This is a genomic window from Bacillus paralicheniformis, assembly GCF_002993925.1.
In the GTDB taxonomy this organism is placed as follows: Bacteria; Bacillota; Bacilli; order Bacillales; family Bacillaceae; genus Bacillus; species Bacillus paralicheniformis.
Map to the genome: position 1 here is coordinate 1,353,083 of NZ_CP023665.1, position 19,229 is coordinate 1,372,311.

The 19,229-nt window shown below is 47.2% G+C and carries 20 protein-coding genes and 1 riboswitch; of the genes, 12 read left to right on the top strand and 8 right to left on the bottom strand.

Annotated features, from left to right (window positions below):
- Nucleotides 1-13: 13 nt before the first annotated feature.
- Entirely contained in the window at nucleotides 14-1,519 is a 1,506-nt protein-coding gene (locus tag CP943_RS06850; RefSeq protein WP_003180636.1) for a tripartite tricarboxylate transporter permease, read from the top strand.
- A 19-nt stretch (nucleotides 1,520-1,538) separates the two neighbouring features.
- Here CP943_RS06850 and CP943_RS06855 read toward each other — a convergent pair whose 3' ends face one another.
- Together CP943_RS06855 and CP943_RS06860 are read right to left on the bottom strand one after the other, a co-directional pair.
- Nucleotides 1,539-2,258, bottom strand: a complete 720-nt coding sequence (locus CP943_RS06855) for a response regulator (protein WP_020450941.1) — start codon at nucleotides 2,256-2,258, stop codon at nucleotides 1,539-1,541.
- Nucleotides 2,259-2,261: 3 nt separating this feature from the next.
- Nucleotides 2,262-3,824 carry an ATP-binding protein gene (locus CP943_RS06860; protein WP_199792122.1) on the bottom strand — a complete coding sequence of 521 codons (1,563 nt, stop codon included), beginning with the start codon at nucleotides 3,822-3,824 and terminating at the stop codon, nucleotides 2,262-2,264.
- Nucleotides 3,825-3,994: 170 nt separating this feature from the next.
- Between CP943_RS06860 and CP943_RS06865 the strand changes: the two genes are divergently transcribed.
- Both CP943_RS06865 and pepF read left to right on the top strand, forming a co-directional pair.
- Entirely contained in the window at nucleotides 3,995-5,143 is a 1,149-nt protein-coding gene (locus CP943_RS06865; RefSeq protein ID WP_020450943.1) for a competence protein CoiA family protein, read from the top strand.
- Nucleotides 5,144-5,355: 212 nt separating this feature from the next.
- On the top strand, nucleotides 5,356-7,185 hold the full coding sequence (pepF, locus tag CP943_RS06870) for an oligoendopeptidase F (RefSeq protein WP_023856662.1): 1,830 nt from the start codon (nucleotides 5,356-5,358) through the stop codon (nucleotides 7,183-7,185).
- 57 nt (nucleotides 7,186-7,242) lie between these two features.
- Here pepF and CP943_RS22630 read toward each other — a convergent pair whose 3' ends face one another.
- From CP943_RS22630 to CP943_RS06895, 5 genes are all read right to left on the bottom strand, one after another.
- Nucleotides 7,243-7,410: a hypothetical protein gene (locus CP943_RS22630; RefSeq protein WP_023856663.1), complete on the bottom strand. Its 168-nt coding sequence runs from the start codon at nucleotides 7,408-7,410 to the stop codon at nucleotides 7,243-7,245.
- Between the two features lie 411 nt (nucleotides 7,411-7,821).
- A complete protein-coding gene (spxH, locus tag CP943_RS06880) occupies nucleotides 7,822-8,724 on the bottom strand; it encodes a protease adaptor protein SpxH (RefSeq protein ID WP_003180650.1) in 903 nt (300 codons plus the stop codon).
- Nucleotides 8,721-9,119 carry a globin domain-containing protein gene (locus CP943_RS06885; RefSeq protein ID WP_003180652.1) on the bottom strand — a complete coding sequence of 133 codons (399 nt, stop codon included), beginning with the start codon at nucleotides 9,117-9,119 and terminating at the stop codon, nucleotides 8,721-8,723. The genes spxH and CP943_RS06885 overlap by 4 nt, the downstream gene beginning before the upstream one ends.
- 283 nt (nucleotides 9,120-9,402) lie before the next feature.
- On the bottom strand, nucleotides 9,403-10,056 hold the full coding sequence (locus CP943_RS06890) for a lytic transglycosylase domain-containing protein (protein ID WP_026579897.1): 654 nt from the start codon (nucleotides 10,054-10,056) through the stop codon (nucleotides 9,403-9,405).
- A gap of 12 nt (nucleotides 10,057-10,068) precedes the next feature.
- Entirely contained in the window at nucleotides 10,069-10,641 is a 573-nt protein-coding gene (locus CP943_RS06895) for a CYTH domain-containing protein (RefSeq protein ID WP_025811633.1), read from the bottom strand.
- A gap of 130 nt (nucleotides 10,642-10,771) precedes the next feature.
- Between CP943_RS06895 and CP943_RS06900 the strand changes: the two genes are divergently transcribed.
- The 4 genes from CP943_RS06900 to CP943_RS06915 are packed head-to-tail and all read left to right on the top strand — an operon-like array spanning nucleotide 10,772 to nucleotide 13,525.
- Nucleotides 10,772-11,137: a UPF0738 family protein gene (locus CP943_RS06900; RefSeq protein ID WP_003180659.1), complete on the top strand. Its 366-nt coding sequence runs from the start codon at nucleotides 10,772-10,774 to the stop codon at nucleotides 11,135-11,137.
- Nucleotides 11,138-11,168: 31 nt separating this feature from the next.
- The gene (locus CP943_RS06905; protein ID WP_003180661.1) at nucleotides 11,169-11,804 is read left to right on the top strand and encodes a GTP diphosphokinase; all 636 of its coding nucleotides are present in this window, start codon (nucleotides 11,169-11,171) and stop codon (nucleotides 11,802-11,804) included.
- A gap of 18 nt (nucleotides 11,805-11,822) precedes the next feature.
- Complete coding sequence (locus CP943_RS06910; RefSeq protein ID WP_023856668.1) at nucleotides 11,823-12,623, top strand: NAD kinase; 801 nt, start codon at nucleotides 11,823-11,825, stop codon at nucleotides 12,621-12,623.
- A gap of 26 nt (nucleotides 12,624-12,649) precedes the next feature.
- Nucleotides 12,650-13,525, top strand: coding sequence for an RluA family pseudouridine synthase (locus CP943_RS06915; RefSeq protein ID WP_031305089.1), 876 nt, complete (start codon nucleotides 12,650-12,652; stop codon nucleotides 13,523-13,525).
- 16 nt (nucleotides 13,526-13,541) lie between these two features.
- Here CP943_RS06915 and prpE read toward each other — a convergent pair whose 3' ends face one another.
- Nucleotides 13,542-14,282, bottom strand: a complete 741-nt coding sequence (prpE, locus tag CP943_RS06920) for a bis(5'-nucleosyl)-tetraphosphatase PrpE (RefSeq protein WP_020450951.1) — start codon at nucleotides 14,280-14,282, stop codon at nucleotides 13,542-13,544.
- A 264-nt stretch (nucleotides 14,283-14,546) separates the two neighbouring features.
- Between prpE and CP943_RS06925 the strand changes: the two genes are divergently transcribed.
- The 5 genes from CP943_RS06925 to thiS all read left to right on the top strand — a co-directional run bounded on the left by CP943_RS06925 (nucleotide 14,547) and on the right by thiS (nucleotide 19,223).
- The gene (locus CP943_RS06925) at nucleotides 14,547-16,391 is read left to right on the top strand and encodes a monovalent cation:proton antiporter family protein (protein ID WP_020450952.1); all 1,845 of its coding nucleotides are present in this window, start codon (nucleotides 14,547-14,549) and stop codon (nucleotides 16,389-16,391) included.
- A 59-nt stretch (nucleotides 16,392-16,450) separates the two neighbouring features.
- A riboswitch (TPP riboswitch) is annotated at nucleotides 16,451-16,559 on the top strand.
- Between the two features lie 83 nt (nucleotides 16,560-16,642).
- Nucleotides 16,643-17,344, top strand: coding sequence for a thiaminase II (gene tenA, locus CP943_RS06930; protein ID WP_020450953.1), 702 nt, complete (start codon nucleotides 16,643-16,645; stop codon nucleotides 17,342-17,344).
- Nucleotides 17,319-17,930 carry a thiazole tautomerase TenI gene (tenI, locus tag CP943_RS06935; protein WP_020450954.1) on the top strand — a complete coding sequence of 204 codons (612 nt, stop codon included), beginning with the start codon at nucleotides 17,319-17,321 and terminating at the stop codon, nucleotides 17,928-17,930. The genes tenA and tenI overlap by 26 nt, the downstream gene beginning before the upstream one ends.
- Entirely contained in the window at nucleotides 17,914-19,023 is a 1,110-nt protein-coding gene (gene thiO, locus CP943_RS06940) for a glycine oxidase ThiO (protein WP_105980878.1), read from the top strand. Before tenI ends, thiO begins: the two co-directional genes overlap by 17 nt.
- The gene (gene thiS / locus CP943_RS06945; protein ID WP_020450956.1) at nucleotides 19,020-19,223 is read left to right on the top strand and encodes a sulfur carrier protein ThiS; all 204 of its coding nucleotides are present in this window, start codon (nucleotides 19,020-19,022) and stop codon (nucleotides 19,221-19,223) included. Before thiO ends, thiS begins: the two co-directional genes overlap by 4 nt.
- Nucleotides 19,224-19,229: the final 6 nt, after the last annotated feature.

Here is a 19,229-nt window from a genome sequence, read left to right on the forward strand (position 1 = left end):
AGGAGGAAAGTGCATGTTAGATAGTATATTATACGGATTTCAGGTGGCGCTGACTCCGCAGAATATCATGTTCGCTTTTATCGGGGTGCTGATCGGGACGGTTATCGGGATGCTGCCTGGGCTTGGGCCGATCACTGCGATTGCCATTATGATCCCGTTAAGTTACGGAATGGACCCGGCCTCCGCGTTAATTTTGATGGCGGGTGTCTATTACGGAGCGGTCTTTGGCGGTTCGACGTCATCGATTCTGTTAAATGCCCCCGGAGTAGCGGGCACTGTCGCAACATCGTTTGACGGCTATCCGATGGCAAAGCAGGGGAAAGCGGGAAAAGCCCTTGCCATCGCTGCAATTTGCTCCTTTGCAGGCGGAACGATCACCGTAGTTGCGCTGATGCTCGTCGCACCGACAATGGCAAACATTGCGGTGACATTTGGACCGACAGAATATTTTGCATTGATGATGCTCGGCTTGGTGGCAATTTCAAGCCTTTCCGAAGGATCGACAGTCAAGGCGCTGATTTCTGCGACATTGGGCTTTATGACCGCTACCATCGGGATTGATCCGCAGACGGGGACCGAACGGTTTACATTCGGTGCGGCAAGCCTTCTGGAAGGCATCGATTTTCTGATCGTGGCTCTCGGTTTGTTTGCACTTGCTGAAGTTGCGTTCTTGATCAAGACGCGGAACAAGCCGATGACGGAAGGAGCGTCTCAGGTCGGCAGCCTGAAGGTGACGAAAAGCGAAATGAAAGAGATTTCGGGACCGATCGCAAGGCATTCGGTCATCGGATTTTTGCTCGGCATCCTGCCCGGTGCAGGGGCGACAATTGCATCATTTATTTCTTATATTACAGAGAAGAGAATCTCAAAACATCCTGAAACGTTTGGCAAGGGAAATATCAAAGGGGTCGCAGCACCTGAGACTTCGAACAATGCGGCAACGAGCGGCGCATTCGTACCCCTTCTGACACTCGGGATTCCCGGATCAGGAACAACGGCCGTCCTGCTCGGCGCCCTTTTGGTCGTCGGCGTTCAGCCGGGACCGCTCATGCTGACGGATCATCCCGACGTGTTCTGGGGCGTGATCGCAAGCATGTATATCGGCAATTTATTTCTGCTGATTTTAAATTTGCCGTTAATTCCTTTCTTGTCAAAAATTCTTCTGATTCCGAAGCAGCTTTTAATTTCGCTCATATTTGTTTTCTGCCTGATCGGCGTCTATGCTGTGACATTTAATGTCGTACATCTTTATATTCTGGTGTTCTTCGGAATCCTCGGGTATTTTATGAGAGTGCTGTCTTTTCCGGCGGCTCCGTTTATTTTAGCTTTTATTCTCGGAAGTTTGATGGAAGAATCGTTTAGACAAGCGATGACGCTGTCATCAGGAAGCCTGTCCGTGTTTTTTGAAAGTCCCGTCACAATCGGTTTATTGATTACGGCTCTTTTGTCGCTCATCGTACCGCCGATTTCCCGGGCAATGAAGAACAAAAATAAAAAGTCGATCGATTTGGAAGGCTGAGCTTTTGATGTCCGGAACGCTACGTTTCCGGACTTTCATTTTTCACAGGCTTGTAGCGGCGTTCGGGACGTCCGACGGTTCCATAGAAAAGTTCTGTTTTTACATGCTTTTCCGCAGCTAAAAATTCTAAATAGCGCCTTGCGGTCGTCCGGCTGACACCGATGGTGCGCCCGAGATTTTCGGCGGTGATGCCATCGCTGTTTTCACTTTTGTTTAAAACGCCGGCTACTTTTTTCAGCGTCAGGCCGTCGATTCCTTTCGGATAATCGGCTTCAGCGGTTTGTTTTTCTTTCATGATGCTTCGCCTTTTTGCCATCAAGCTGTCAACGTCTGTCTGATCGATTGAAGACATTTCATTTACCTTGAGCCGGTAGGACCGATAGTTTAACAGCGTTTCTTTCAGCCTGGAAAACATAATCGGCTTGATCAAATAATCGACGGCTCCCGCGCGAATCGCCTGTTCGACATACTCAACTTCTTTCGCAGCCGTAATCATCATGACGTCTGTATGTCTGAGCTTTTGTCTGATCAGCCAGAGAAGCTCCATGCCTGAGCCGTCCGGCAGAAAAATGTCGAGCAGGACAAGATCGGGCTTCACGTCCGGAAGCAAATCCTTTGCATCTTGAAAATTTTCTGCGATTCCAATAACAGAAAATCCTTCAATTTTGCTGATCAGTTTTTGATGTATGTCAGCGTTCCTGATGTCATCCTCTACGATAAACACTTGTAATGCTTTCATAGGTCAGTCCCCCAGCGTTTCTCTATTTGGTATCACGACAGTAAACAATGCTCCGCCAAGGTCGCTTTTATCCGCTTTGATTTGTCCGTTTAACGCATTGACGGCTTCTTTGACTAAAAAGAGGCCGAGACCGCGGTGATTAGCCGCTTTTGTCGAATAAAACTTTTGAAAGATCCGCTCCTGTTCCTCCTCGGGAATACCGTCTCCCGAGTCTTCGACTTCAATTAAGATGTGATCTCCCCCGTCTGACAAGAAGACAAGGATGCTGCGGTCTTTTTTGTGGGAAACGGCGTCAAAAGCATTCTCAATCAAATTTCCTAAAATCGTAATGAATTTGCCTTTGTCCATTTCGTCCGGCAAAGCGTCCAATTTTGAGCTTTCATCGATTTCCAGGTTGATGTGCAGCTCTTTTGCACGGTTGACCTTTCCCAGCAGCAACCCGGAAAGAAGCGGATCAGGAATCGAATGGATGAGAAATCGCAGCATTTCCTGATGGCTTTTGTTCTCTTTTTGGATCAATTCGAGCGCTTCAGAATAGCTTTCCAGCTTGATCAGTCCCGCGATTGTGTTCAGCTTGTTTGAATATTCGTGGGTCTGGGCTCTCAGACCTTCCGCGTATTGCGAAGTTTGCGCCAGCTTTTTGGAGAGTTCGTCAATGTCCGTCTTTCTCCTGAAGCTTGCAACGGCCCCGCGGATTTTTTCGTTTTCGAAAATCGGCACTCTGTTGACGATTAATTCTTCATTTCCGATCGTTAATTCCTGATCTTTTTGCGCAGTTTTCGTTTTCATCACTTCGGGGAGCAGCGTATCTGGAAGAAGCTCGGAAATCGGTTTGCCGAGCCACTGATCTTCGCTTTCGACGCGAAGGAGCTCACACGCTTTTCTATTCAAGAGCGTGATTTCTTCATGTTTGTTGATGGCGATCAAGGCCTCGTGCACAGATTCTGTAATCGCCTGTTTTTCAGTATATAATTGATTAATTTCATAAGGTTCAAGACCGAAAATGGACTTTTTGACATTGCGGGAAATATAGACGGCTCCCAAAACCCCCATCAGCACGACAAATCCTAATAAAAATATTAATTTTGTCTGATATTGCGAGACGGTATCCTGAATATTTTCTTTTAAAAAACCGACTGAGATGATTCCGACGATTTTGCCGTTTTCATTAAGGATCGGGGCTTTGCCCCTGATGGCCGGGCCAAGCGTGCCGACGGCTTCCGAAATATATGCTTCCCCTTTTTTAAGAGCGCGCTGATTGTCTCCGCCGACCATCGGTTTGCCGATTTTTCCCGGGTGCGGATGCGCATAGCGAATCGCATCCGCCGAGCCGATCACAATGTATTGCGCACCGGACTGCTTTCTCGCGTTTTCTGCAATTGGCTGAAGGATTCGGGACGGATCGTCCGTTTCAAAGGCTTCCTGGACGGAAGGCATCTGGGCGAGCGTTTTCGCCATATCGAGCGCTCTGGCTTGAATTTGTGTTTTTAACGAATTTTCTAAAATGATTAAATAGAGGCCGCTCATAACAGAAAGCAAGATGAATAGCAGGGTGAGAATCAGCAATGTAAGCTTGGTGGTCAGCTTCCGTTTGATGTCAAAAACTCCTTTTCTAAAAATTTCGAGTTCTATAATACTACTTTATATAAAATCGGCCTGATTTTGAAGCGTTTTCAAAAAAAGGAAAGCTTCCGCGCATGTTGAATACTTGATCAAACAGGAAGGAGAGAGACAATATGTTCAGTGCAATGATCGATCAAGAAGAGATCATCTGTCTTGCCGACGGATACAAAACCGAAGATCTCAAGCGGTTGAGAAAAAGACATTTATTTTACTGTCCGGTTTGCCGGTGTGAACTCGACCTGAAAGTCGGTGCTGTCAAGCTCCCGCACTTCGCTCATAAGCAGGGTGCAGCATGTCCGGTGCAACATGAACCGGAGAGCTCCTATCACCTGAAAGGAAAACGGCTGTTGTACGAATGGCTCGGCAGACAAGGCTTCCACCCGGTGCTTGAACCGTATTTGCAAGAGATCAGACAAAGGCCCGATTTGCTTCTGGAATACGGAACCCGCCAGGTTGCAGTTGAATTTCAATGTGCGAATCTCGATGCAGCAGCGTACCGAAAAAGAACGGACGGCTTTCTCAAACTGGGAATCGAGCCGTTGTGGATTCTGGGCGGTAACCGGGTAAGACGCTTGACGAGGAGTTTTTTTCAGCTTTCAGGGTTTCACTGGCAGTTCGCTCAGAAAAGGGATAAGCCTCCTAAGCTCCTGTTTTTTTGCCCCGAACAAAAGGCTTTCATCATCCTCGAACACTTGATTCCCTTTCAAACAAACAAAACATCCGCATCCTTGCGTTTTCTCCCACTTGCTGAAGCAGGCTGGCATGATTTAACCGCATGGGAAAACTGTTCGCCTCTCCAGCTTAAAGGTTGGAAAGAAAACATCCGCAGCTTTCGAATGTCGACCGTGCGTTTTTTATCAAAAGAAGCGAAGCAGATGGCCGCGCTCTTTTATGAAAAGTTCCGGCTCCCGCTCCCTTTTTTCCCCTCAGAAGTCTTTCTCCCGGTGCCGTCAGGCTATATTTTTGCCCACCCGGTTTATGTGTGGCAAGGGCACCTTTTCTTATTTATAACGAAGCATGATACGTTTCGCCTGCAGTCTGCGGTTCATTATATGGACTGGCTCGTCAAGGGCAAAAGGCTGAAGCTGAGATGGAGCGGGCAGCAAACGGCTGCTGATGCCGTTTGTGAATACATTTGTTTTTTGCATAAAAAAGGATTTTTAGAGAGGAAAGAGGAATTTTATTATTCCGCGGGTCCTGTTGCTCCGGAGCCGCGGCTGGAGGCGCTGTTAAAAAGGGATGAACATTATTTTTCCGAATGATTATCAAGCCTTTCGTTCAACCTAAAGAAAGGAAGGTGGTGTCCGGGCTGTTTCAGATCAAAAGATATGTATTTTATTTTTTAACGGCGGGATTTTGCGTCTTTTTTTTCGCATATGATTTGACAAAAGACGGTGAAAAAACAGAAGATAAACACAATACAAGTTTATTGGACAACAATGGACTTGGAGTAAAGAAAGCGAGGGGATTGACAGTGGCTGAAGAAAAAAAATCGAAGAAACTGCCTTCAAGAGAAGAGGTGAAGCAAGAAGACACGTGGAGACTTGAGGATATCTTCCCGTCAGATGATGCTTGGAGCGAGGAATTTCAAGCCGTTAAAGAACTGCTGCCCAAGCTTTCCGAATTCAAGGGCAGGCTCGGCCATTCCGCCGATGATCTATATGAAGCGCTGACTTATCAGGATAAGGTGATGGAGCGTCTCGGGAAGCTGTATACTTACGCTCACATGCGCTATGATCAGGATACTGGAAATTCTTTTTACCAAGGTCTCAATGATAAAGCGGCCAACCTCTATACCCAGGCTGCGAGCGCGACGGCCTACATGGTGCCGGAAATACTATCGATTCAGGAAGAAAAGCTTCAGCAGTTCCTGCTGGAAAAAGAGGAGTTAAAGCTTTACTCGCATGCTCTCGAAGAAATCAATAAAGAGCGTCCTCACGTACTGAGCGAGGAGGAGGAAGGAATTTTGGCCGAAGCGTCTGATGTTCTTTCATCTTCTTCCAACACGTTCGGCATGCTGAATAACGCTGATATGGAATTTCCGGAGATCACCGATGAAAATGGAGAAAAGGTACAGCTCACACACGGCAATTATGTCACCTTTTTGGAAAGCGAGAACCGCGATGTCCGCCGCGCGGCATTCAAGGCGGTTTACGAAACATACGGCCGCTTTAAAAACACGCTCGCTTCCACGCTCAGCGGAGCTGTGAAAAAAGACAACTTTTATGCGAAGGTTAAACATTATAAATCGGCGCGGGAAGCTGCTTTGTCGCGAAACAGCATTCCTGAAGAAGTCTATGACAATCTTGTCAGCACGATCAACAAGCATCTCCCGCTTCTTCACCGCTATGTTGAGCTTAGAAAAAAAGTGCTTGAGCTTGATGAAGTACACATGTATGATCTGTATACTCCGCTGGTAAAGGACTCTGGAATGAAAGTTACCTACGAGCAGGCCAAGGACTATATGCTAAAAGGTTTGACGCCTTTAGGGGAAGAATATTCATCCATCCTGAAAGAAGGATTGAACAACCGCTGGGTCGATGTGTATGAAAACAAAGGAAAACGCAGCGGCGCTTATTCTTCAGGAACTTACGGAACAAATCCGTATATTTTGATGAACTGGCAGGACAACGTCAATAATTTGTTTACGCTCGTCCATGAATTCGGCCATTCCGTGCACAGCTACTATACGAGAAAATATCAGCCTTACCCGTACGGAAACTACAGCATTTTCGTAGCCGAAGTAGCTTCTACGACGAATGAAGCACTTTTGGGAGAATACTTGCTGAATACAATCGACGATGAAAAACAGCGGCTCTACATTTTGAATCATATGCTTGAAGGCTTCAAAGGAACGGTTTTCAGACAGACGATGTTTGCCGAATTTGAACATGAGATCCATAGCAAAGCCCAGGAAGGGGAACCGCTGACACCTGAGCTGTTAACGAGCATCTACTATGATTTGAATAAGAAATATTTCGGTGACAATATTGAGATTGATAAGGAAATCGGTCTTGAGTGGTCAAGAATACCGCATTTCTATTACAATTATTATGTGTATCAGTATGCGACAGGCTTCAGTGCAGCTCAGGCACTCAGTCAGCAGATTTTAAAAGAAGGCAAATCGGCTGTTGACCGCTATATTGAGTTCTTGAAAGCGGGTAGCTCGGATTATCCGATTGAAGTGCTGAAAAAAGCCGGTGTTGATATGACATCTTCGGAGCCGATCGAAGCTGCGTGCAAAAAGTTTGAAGAGCAGCTGAACGAAATGGAAGAACTTTTGCAAAAAGTCAATCATTCATAATAGGCGAGTATATAGAAGAGGCTGCCGGTTATACCGGCAGCCTTGTTTTCGATGAGGTCAAAAACCTTTAAATGTTTTGCGGTGGTTGAGGCGGCTGAGCGTAAAAAGGATTGATATAAATAAGAGAGGGGACGTAATATAAAGGGGAAACATATTCATCAAACCTAAAATATTCAAGACGAAAAAAAATAATATTGATGCAAGTCCTAAAATGATCTGAAGCATAAAAACCCTCCTAAGGACTGATAAAATTTCACAGGGGGAGACGAGGCGCAAAAAGGCAGCAAAACCGGGCGCCAGTTCGCATAAATCGCGGTATGGCAACGTGCGGCGGGCTCGTTTTCTTTGTTACTTTGATCATATGATGGACATCTATTTTTTATGTTTTTGTGACAAAAATGTGAAAACTAATGAAATCAGTTGTCAAAACTCGACATGATTTGATATTATAAAGATGTGAAATTGATCACAAACAAACATTTACCCCTTTGTTTGACCGTGAAAAATTTCTCCCATCCCCTTTGTTGTCGTTAAGACATAATTAGAAACCGCGCTTATCCCGGCGCGGTTTCTTACTGCTTCAAAAAGGAACGTGCGTTCGTTTTAGCGCGAAAAAAAACACGGGAGAAACCCGTGCTATTTTTCGCATTGATAAAGCGGTCCGGCATCATGATGTCCGTTTATATAGCGCCAGAACATGCCGTGTTTCGCTTCCACTCTTTCGACTTTGCGGGCGAACGCGAGCTTTTTCATTTCCCGTTCCACCTCTTCCAGCGTCCAGTCGTAAACGACGGCAATTTCTTTGTCGGCTACAAATTGAAAGTATTCGATAAAAAGTTCGAGCGGAGGTGTTTGTGAAGGCTTCGGCTCATCGCCGAGCATCTCAAACAATACTTCTTCGTAAATCTCGTATGAATAATTTCCGGTTACTTTTAAGCCTTCTCCTTCGCGGAGACTGTTAAAAAACGTAAGAGTCGGGACAGATGCCACTTCCATTTCGGCAGCGATTTTCAAATCGCATTGCAGGGCTTTCACGGCGCTCTGCGAATGAAGATCCCTTTTAAATTCCTCCAGATCGAGCTGTGTATGCTCTGCGATCGCCAGCAGCACCTGTTCTTCGGTGATATCCTGCCGATTGAGAAACAGGCTTTCCTGCATGCATCTCAAAAACTGCAGCCCTGCTTTTCTGCCTTGCAGTTCCGCCGCTTTTAAAGCGAGTGAAGCGAGGTATGGTGCGGAGAGCGCTTTGTCATGCAGGAGCGTCCCGTCACAAGACATGCCTGATCTGCATGCGATCTTTTCCCATGCCTCTGCGAGGCGGTGCTTTTTACGTTTCTGAACGTTCAGCGCTGTGATGCTGCATGCGGCGATGATCCTTAGTGTGAAAAAACGGCCGTAGCGGATTTTCAACTTTTTGATCGCCGGCTCCAAAGCCCAGCATTCGGGAGACAAAGGGTCGACAAACATATAAATTTCCATCGGTTTTTGCGGATGTCCATGGCAATGGGAGAAAAATTGGTCACGCTGATTTAGTGTCAATGTGAACCATCCTCCATTTTAGGCTGATTTACCATATGTCTGGCTGTCAATGTCAGCCTTTCAAAAAGAAATTCCCTTATTTCGCCCTTTAAACCGACATGATCCATTGCCTCTTTCATACACGAAAGCCATGCGTCCGCCCGTTCCGGTGTGATTGGAAACGGCAGGTGCCGCGCCCTCAGCATCGGGTGTCCGTGTTCTTCTGTATAAAGCGGCGGACCGCCTAAATATTGCGTTAAAAATTGCTTCTGTTTTCTTGCCGTTTCCGTTAAGTCGTCCGGAAAAATCGGGTAGAGCAGCGGGTGCCGCTTTACACGCTCATAAAAAGTATCAACAAGTTGCGATAGAAGCTCTTCTCCAATCGCTTCATAAGGTGCGTTAAACGATTGTCCCATGTTGACTACTCCTTTTAATATGGCTAATAGGAAAATATACCGATTCCTATCGCAAAAAAATATTTATCTTGTGCATCATTTATTATTTCACGATTGTATATACTTATTTTAGCAACCTCGTTCCATTTCTACAAACAAACCGACTTCTGCCTGCGGGCGAAAATCGCTGATTTTGTTTCAAATATCATATCATATTCGCTTCTTAAATGTGTATTTTTAATACCGGGAGGATCAAAGAGGAAGTAAATGCGGACAAAAAAAGCCGGAAAGCATCCTTTCCGGCTTAAGCATAGTAATTTGAGGTGATTCTTTTTACATAATTTTGCGTTTCTTTAAAAGGGGGAATGCCTCCGTATTTTTGGACATTTCCCGGTCCGGCATTGTAGGCCGCTAATGCGAGGTTCACATTCCCGCTGTATTTATCGAGCATCTGCTTTAAGTATTTTGTTCCGCCTTCTATATTTTGTACGGGGTCAAAAGCGTTATTCACGCCGAGCGCTTTCGCCGTTGACGGCATGAGCTGCATCAGGCCCATGGCGCCGGCCGGGCTGACCGCTTTTTCCTGGTAGCGCGATTCCTGCTTGACGACGGCATGAATCAGCTTCTCATCGACTCCGTATTTTTCTGCGGCGTTTTTGATGATCTGGTCAATGCTCTGATTTTGGCCGCCGAAAGAGACGGGTTTCGCTGCGGCAGATGGGACGGCCGCAATTGCCGCAGGCTTTTCGGCTGTCAGCGGCGCCTGGAGCTGAGACCCTGTCGACACGGCCGGAACAACCGCGGGCTGTGAAGGCTCCAAACCACCGACATTGCTTAAATATTGGTTTAAAATCGAGCTGAAATCAAAACCAGCATCTTCGGAACCGCTGTCTGAAGCCGGATAAAACGACCGTATCGCCTGTAGTTCCAAAAGGGCGGCCAAATGGTTGACGTTCATTGTTTTCCCACCTTATTGATCTTTAAGTTTTTGTTCATAAAATCGGATGATTTTATTTTTGGTTTCACGCTCAGGGATGCCGAACGATTTCAGCAGTTCAGAGAAATCCCGTTTTCCGCGTTCATAGTCTGTCACTTCGAATTCAACTTCAAAGTCTTCTACCATTAAGTATCGGCTGTGATCCAAAACAATTAAGCCTTGCGGCAATTTTTTTTCTGCACGGCTTGTTGCAAGCGTTCCGAAAAGGATGAGCTCGTCCGGTTGAATGCCGAGGCGCTTCAGGCGATCGTATACCGGTCCATGCGGAATTGTGAACGTTTCAAATTCGGGCTTCCCGGTCAGCTCCTGGTGGGTTTCCATCAGACCTACAGGTGCCGGCTCTTTTAATGTCAGTACATATCGCTGCTGTTTTTCGCGAATTCTTAAAGCCGCTCCTTTTTCTTTTAAAGAAAAGGAGGACGTATCGTAATAATGGTTTTTTTGTATAACAAATTGCTCGGAAGTAAATTGATAATATGATTTGATTTTCTCAAATTCTTTTTTTGTCAGCATATTTTTAAATTCGATTTCAAGTTCCTGGCTCATTCTTTAATTTTTTCATCCTCTCAGCTGGTAAAATTGCATTTTCCTTATTATCTCTTGAGAAGGAACGTTTATCAATATTGAAGCTGATATGATAAAATGAATCTGTACTTTTATTGTAAAGGAGAGCATTATGCAGAACAGAATTGAGATTACAGAAGCCAATCTGCGAAACGACCGGCTGGTGTTGACCAGCGAAATCAATGACGGAGCGGAGCGGAAACCGGCCGGACGCATGCTGACAGACTCCGATCATTTTGCATTTGTATACATACTTGAACAGGACGATTCCTTTGAATACGTCATTTTAAACGAAGGCATCTGGTCCGATCTTAAAGCGGCCCTCGACGCCAATCTTCCTGTGTTTTTACATATCGGAAACACGGAGCTGGAGCTTAACGGGTTCCATGATGAGCTCGGATATTTAATAGAGAATATTAAAGATAATGCAAATTATGGCGAAGAAATGGAAGAGAGAGTGAAACGGATATTCCTCTAGAAAAAAAGGCGATGAAATTGGGGGAAGGTTTATGGACGAAAAACAATGGGAGCAATTTTTAGCGCCGTACCGGCAGGCTGTTGAAGAGCTGAAAGTGAAGCTGAAAGGGATCCGGACCCTTTACGAATACGAGGAGGAACATTCGCCGATCGAATTCGTGACAGGGCGGGTGAAGCCTGTTCCGAGTATTCTTGAGAAGGCCAAGCGGAAAAACATTCCTCTGCACAACATTGAAAGCATGCAAGATATTGCCGGGCTCAGAATCATGTGCCAATTTTTTGAGGATATTCGCATTGTCGTCGATATGCTTCTGGCGAGAAAGGACTTCACGGTCGTGGATAAGCGCGACTATATCGCGGAACATAAAGAGAGCGGCTACCGCTCCTACCACCTCGTCGTGCTGTACCCTTTGCAGACAATCAACGGGGAAAAACAGATTTTGGTTGAAATTCAAATCCGGACGCTGGCGATGAATTTTTGGGCGACAATCGAACATTCTTTAAATTATAAATACAGCGGCAACATTCCGGAAAAAGTAAAATTAAGGCTTCAAAGAGCTTCTGAAGCAGCATCAAGGCTCGATATGGAAATGTCCGAGATCAGGGGCGAGATTCAGGAGGCTCACGTGGCATTTTCACGCAAGAAAAAGGATGAGGATGACGGTTAGGGGAAAGGAGATGGAATGATGAAGTTTGCGGTATCGTCCAAAGGAAATGATGTTTCCGATTCATTAAAAAGCAAAATTCAAACATATCTGCTCGACTTCGGTCTTGAATGCGATGAAGAAGAGCCGGATATCGTCATTTCCGTCGGTGGTGACGGAACGCTTTTATACGCATTTCACAAATACAGCGGCCGCCTCGACAAAACGGCCTTTGTCGGGGTTCATACAGGACATCTCGGCTTTTATGCCGACTGGGTGCCGACCGAGATTGAAAAACTCGTAATCGCGATTGCGAAAACGCCGTATCAAATTGTTGAATATCCGGTTTTGGAAGTTATCGTCCGCTACAATGACGGCAGCGATGAAGCGAGATATTTGGCGCTGAACGAATGTACGATCAAGAGCATCGAAGGGACGCTTGTGACAGATGTCGAAATTAAAGGGGAACTTTTCGAAACGTTCCGCGGCGACGGCCTTTGCTTATCGACCCCATCGGGAAGCACGGCATATAACAAGGCGCTCGGCGGTGCGATTATTCATCCGTCCATCAGAGCGGTCCAGCTGGCTGAAATGGCGTCGATCAACAACCGGGTGTTTCGGACGGTCGGATCGCCGCTCATTCTGCCTGAGCACCACACTTGTTTAATTAAACCGATTAATGATGTGACGTTTCAAGTCGCGATTGACCATTTGACATTGCTGCATAAAGACGTCAAGTCAATTCAATGCCGCGTCGCAAACGAAAATATCAGGTTTGCCCGCTTTCGGCCGTTTCCGTTTTGGAAAAGGGTCCAGGATTCCTTTATCGGAAAAGGAGAATAGGAAGGTTTGCTGTGAGCGATTTTTTGATGAAACAGATCATAACAGAAGAGGACAGCGGGGTTCTTTTGAAAGAATACGTCCAGCGGCTGGGCATTTCAAAAAGGATGCTGACGGACATCAAATTCGGCGGCGGGGATCTTTTGGTAAACGGCGGGCATGTAACGGTCAGATACGTTCTTCAAAAAGGGGACGAGCTCGTCATACAGTTCCCTCCGGAAAAAATGAGCGAATCTTTGCGCCCGGAAGAAATTCCGCTTGATATTTTGTTCGAAGATGACCATGTCCTCGTATTAAATAAACAGCCATGCCTGTCGTCGATTCCCTCGCGCGAGCATCCATCAGGCAGCTTGGCGAACGGTCTGATTCATTATTACCAGCGGACGGGCGTGCGCGCGACCGTTCACCTGGTGAGCAGGCTTGACCGCGACACATCGGGTGTCATGCTTGTAGCCAAGCACCGCTTCGCCCACTCGCTTTTATCGGGACTGCAAAAAAAGGGAGCCGTCAAACGGCAATATCGGGCGGTCGTCCACGGTTTGATCGCAGAAGAGCAGGGAACGATCGATGCGCCAATCGGCAGAAAATCATCGAGCATCATCGAGCGTGCGGTGATCCCCGACGGGCAAAAAGCGGTGACGCATTTTTGGGTGAACAGGCGCTTCAGCGGTATGACGGATGTCTCCATCCGTCTGGAAACCGGGAGAACCCATCAGATCCGAGTTCACATGAGTCATATCGGATATCCTTTGTGCGGTGATACGCTGTACGGAGGAACCCGTGGCTTCATCAATCGGCAGGCGCTCCACAGTGAGACGCTGACGTTTTTTCATCCCTTCACAATGGAAGAGCTGACGTTTCAAGCGCCGGTTGCGCATGATATGAGTCAGTTGATAGAGAGCTGAATTAAGCTCTCTTTTTTTATGGCTCCATACGGAATCTTGACTCATCATAAGGCAATGAAGAGGGGACAGATTCGGTTGTCAGTTCGGGGTATCTGAAAGCGGTCAGCCTGTTGCCGAATACACAACCGGTATCGATATTGATCGTATGATGTATCATTCGCGGACGTTTGACAGGAGTGTGGCCGTACACCACCCACGGATCGCCTTTGTAATGAGCGGCCCAGTCCCGCCTGACCGGCCGTCCGTCAGGCAGCGTTTCTCCTGTAATATCTCCGTATAGCACAAACTGTTTTACTTTTCCGACAGGCTTTTTGCCGATGTCTTCCGCTTTGATGCCGGCATGTGCGACGACAAGTTCGCCGTTATGCAGGATCTCATAAAGCGGGGCGTTTTCATAAAGGCGCATGAAAAGGTCTCTGATATCCTTCTGTTTATGTTTCGGAAGGTTTCTGTATTCCGCCGCCGTCGTCTCCAGCCCGTGCTGCAGCTTCACCGGATTGCCTTTGAAAAAACGGTACAGCTTATTGCAGTGATTGCCGGGCACATATCGCACAGCTCCTTCTTCAACGGCCCGTCCTACAAATTCAACGACCTCCAGCGATTTTGGCCCTCTGTCTGTTAAATCCCCGAGAAAGACAAGTGTTCTGTTTTCCGGATGAACGGGAAACCCCGATGACAGCGAGTAACCGAGCTTTTCAATCAGCGCAATCATTTCGTCATAGCACCCGTGAATATCGCCGATTACATCATATTTCATGCGTTTTCTGCCTCCTGTCTGCGTATGTATATACATTGCCCAGTCCATATATAAATCAAGCTTCAGCGACTTTCGCCGGAGAAAATCAGGCATATTACTTTTTTTTCTGAGCGAGCATTGTTAAAATCGATTTTTACACCTGTGAGAAAAGAGTTCAGACGGTTCTTTTCCCACATGAAAATGTCTAAAAAGATGTCCCTTTTATTTTTAAAAAAGGGAACGCTAATCATACCCGGAAACCGGTTTTAGAGGAGGTACCAGTTTATGGAGCACACATCTGTCTCATCTTTAGTTGTCGTACTGATTATCGCATTTTTAACGCCCATCCTGCTGCACCGTTTCAGGTTAAGCATACCGGTGGTTGTCGCTGAAATTATCATGGGTCTTATTATCGGAAAAAGCGGGTTCGATCTGGTCGCCCAGCACGATACATGGCTCGAAACTTTATCGATGCTCGGATTTATCTTTTTAATGTTTTTAAGCGGGCTTGAAATCGATTTTTCCGCATTTGAAAAAGGAAAGAAAAAGCAGCTGCTTCCAAGCGGAAAGGAAGCGCCGAATACATTTAAAACGGCTTCGGTCATCTTTATTGCCGTCTTTATTTTATCGCTCGGCCTTTCTTACAGCTTTGTCATGGCAGGATTTATTGACAACGCCTTTTTAATGACGCTGATCATTTCGACAATTTCGCTCGGGGTTGTCGTTCCGACGCTGAAAGAAGAGCGTCTCATGAAGACAAATATCGGCCAGATTATTTTGCTTGTCGCCGTCATTGCCGATCTTGTCACGATGATTCTGCTTGCAGTGTTCGCCTCAATCTACGGGGACGAAAACAGCAATATGTGGCTGCTGATGATCTTATTTGCCGCCGGCGTCGTTTTATACCTGTTCGGAAGGATATTTAAAAAGCGGCCTTTTGTCGAAGTGCTGTCAAAAGGAACGATCCAGATCGGCACAAGGGCGATATTTACGCTGATCATCGTACTTGTGGCGCTGTCCGAGTCGCTCGGTGCAGAAAACATACTTGGCGCGTTTTTGGCCGGGGTGCTTGTTTCGCTGCTTTCGCCGAACAAGGAGCTCGTTCAGCAGCTCGATTCATTCGGATACGGATTCCTCATCCCGATCTTCTTTGTGATGACAGGCGTCAAATTGGACATTTGGTCACTGTTTGGCAATCCGAAAATTTTAGTGATGATCCCGCTTCTGTTTGTGGCTCTGTTAATCAGCAAAGTCGTTCCGGTGCTGTTTTTGAAAAAGTGGTATGACATGAAAACCGTGCTGGCTTCCGGTTTTCTCCTGACTTCCACGCTTTCTTTGGTGATCGCGGCGACAACGATCGGCGAGCGCATCGGCGTCATTGACGCGCAGATGTCCGGCGCGCTGATTCTGGTCGCTGTCATTACATGCATCATCACACCGACCGGCTTTAAAAAATTAATGCCGAAAACGGAAAGCGAAAAAGAGAAAAAGACGATCACCTTTATCGGCGCAAATCAAATGACGCTGCCAGTCACGCTCGAACTTTCTCCGGAAGATTATCACGTCAGAATCCTGCATGTCCGGCAGGAAAAAAAGGAAGAAAATCTGGCGGACCCGGTGTTTGATGTTGAAGTTTTGCCTGATTATGAATACGAGACGCTTCAATCATTCGGCGTTTTCCAAACGGATATACTCGTCGTGGCCACTGGCAGCGAAGAGCGCAATACAGGGATCGCGCTTTTTGCGAAGGAGCAGAAAGTCGCGAGAATTATCGCCAGCGCAGATTCTCCAGACGCCGAATCCAGACTGAAAGATAACGGAATTGATACATTCTCTATTCTGCTTTCTACAAAAACGCTGCTGCGCGCGCTTATCGAGGCGCCTGGCGTTATGAAACTCCTGACGAACCAGGATGCGTCGCTGTATCAGATCAATATGAGCAATGAGCGATTTGACGGTGTTCTGTTAAGGGAGTTTCCGTTTACGGGAGATGTTATCTTCGTCCGAATTTTCCGCGGGGTGGACAGCATCGTGCCCCACGGGGATACAAGGCTGCAGTTGGGTGACAGGCTGATCGCCACCGGTTCGCGCGAATATATTGCGGAATTGAGAAAAACGCTTGGAGACTGATGCTTGACCATTTTGCAATTCGTGATAAGATAAAAGTATAAACTGAATGAACAAGAAATGTTTTCCACTAGGGGAGTCCTTGATAAGGGCTGAGATAAAAGTGTGACTTTTAGACCCTCATAACCTGAACAGGTTCAAACCTGCGTAGGGAAGTGGCACGGTATTTGAGTATGTATTTATGCAAATTCCAAACCACTTTCCTTGCGGGAAAGTGGTTTTTTTATGTTCAGAATCGAAGGAGGAGCCTCGAAATGAAGTTTTCAGAAGAATGCCGAAACAGCGCTGCAAAATGGTGGGAAGGCAGTTTTGTCCATCCGTTTATTCAAGGGATTGGAGACGGCACACTTCCGGTTGATCGATTTAAATACTATGTCATGCAGGATTCCTACTATTTGACCCACTTTGCCAAAGTCCAATCCTTTGGTGCGGCATATGCTCGCGATTTATATACGACAAGCCGGATGGCTGAACACGCGAAAGGCACATATGAAGCCGAGATGTCGCTCCATAGGAAATTCACCGATCTATTGGGAATCACAAAGGAAGAACTGGAGTCGTTTCAGCCGTCGCCGACAGCGTATGCGTACACATCGCATATGTACCGTTCTGTCGTGAGCGGCAGTTTTGCGGAAATACTGGCCGCTTTGCTTCCTTGCTATTGGCTCTATTATGACGTCGGCGAAACGTTAAAAACGTGCAGGCCTGACAGCGCGATTTATCAGGAATGGATCGCGACATACGGAGGCGACTGGTTTAAAGAACTTGTGACAGAACAGATCAACCGCTTCGATGAGCTGGCTGAAAACGCCGATGAGAAAACGCGCGCGAAGATGAAGGAGAACTTCGTCATCTCCAGCTTCTACGAATACAGCTTCTGGGATATGGCCTACCAAAAAGAAAGCTGGTCAAAAAGCGGGGTGGATCAGCTTGCATCTGCACGCGATCACCGATGACAAGCACTCTGTGGAAGAGCTTGCTGCAAAAATCATCTCGATTCAAAATGCCGTTGACTTTATCCATATCAGGGAAAGATCAAAAAAAGTAAGTGAAATATCAAGTTTAATCGACCGCCTTGCCAAAGAAGGGGTTGATAAGCGGAAACTGATCATCAACGACAGGGTTGATATCGCTTTGTTTCATCACATTCACCGGGTTCAGCTGCCTTCACACGGCTTTTCCGTCAAAAGTGTGAGGAGCCGTTTTCCGCATTTGAAAATCGGAAAGTCCGTCCATTCGCCAGAAGAAGCGGTTCAGGCTGAAACTGAAGGTGCAGATTACGTGCTGTTCGGCCACATTTTTGAAACGGACTGTAAAAAGGGCCGGAAAGGAAGAGGAGCTCTCAGTCTGGCTGAAGTGAAGGCGGCTGTCCGCATTCCGGTCATTGCGATCGGGGGTATTACCGAACAACGACTGGCGGAAGTCAAAATGGCAGACGGCATCGCCGTGATGTCGGGGATCTTTTCTCATGACAGACCGGATGAGGCGGCCGCGCGGCTTGCCTGTCTCGCGAAGGGAGATTCATATGAGAAAGCGCTATGATACGATCGTGATCGGCGGAGGCATCATCGGGACATCCATCGCTTACCATCTTGCGAAAGCGGGGAAAAAAACGGCCGTGTTTGAAAGCGGAGAAGTCGGCAAAAAAGCGACGAGCGCGGCGGCGGGCATGCTCGGCGCCCATGCGGAATGCGATAAACCCGGTACCTTTTTCGAATTTGCCAGAGCCAGCCAAAAAGCCTATCAGCGGCTGACGGGCGAATTGAAAGACTTAAGCGGCATCGATATCAGAAAGCATGACGGAGGGATATTAAAGCTGGCATTTTCAGAAAGCGACCGCGAACACCTGATGCAAATGGCTGCACTGGATTCAGTGGAATGGCTTGAAGCCGCTGAAGTATATGAGCTGGAACCGCATGCCGGAAAAGGGATTCTCGGCGCTAATTTCATTCGGGACGACATCCATGTCGAACCGGCCGCAGTGTGCAGGGCATTTGCCAGGGGGGCCCGGATTCTCGGTGCCGAGGTCTTCGAGTTTACCCCCGTTTTATCGATCGAATCTGAAGCGGGGGCCGTCCGCGTCACTGCTGCTTCATGCACCGCGGAGGCGGAGCACGTTGTCATTGCAAGCGGTGTGTGGAGCGGTGCTTTCTTTAAACTGATCGGCATAGACAAAAGCTTTTATCCTGTCAAAGGGGAGTGCCTGTCTGTGTGGAATGACGGCATCCCTTTGACGAGGACGCTTTACCATGATCATTGCTACATCGTTCCGCGCCATAGCGGAAAGCTTGTCGTCGGCGCGACAATGAAGCCCGGGGATTGGAATGAACAGCCGGAACTTGGCGGAATCGAGGAGTTGATCCGAAAGGCCAAGTCGATGCTCCCTGACATTGAATCCATGAACATCGACCAATGCTGGGCCGGATTGCGCCCGGAAACAGGGGATGGCAATCCATATATCGGCAGACACCCTGAAAATGACCGGATATTGTTTGCTGCCGGACATTTCAGAAACGGCATCCTCCTGGCACCTGCAACCGGTGAGATGATAGCTGACATGATCCTCGGCAATCCGGTCAAAACAGAGTGGGCCGAGGCGTTTAAAGCGGAGCGAAAGGAGGCTGTGCACAGGTGAACATTCAGCTCAACGGCCGGAAAATAGAGTGGAGAGATGACGGCGGCACGATTTACGATTTACTCGCATCCTACAGTTTGGAGAATCGTGTTGTCGTTGTTGAAAGAAACAGGCAGATTATCGGAAAAGACCAATATCAAACAGTCAAACTGGAAGAACACGATGTCATCGAAATCGTTCATTTTGTCGGAGGGGGATAAACCGTT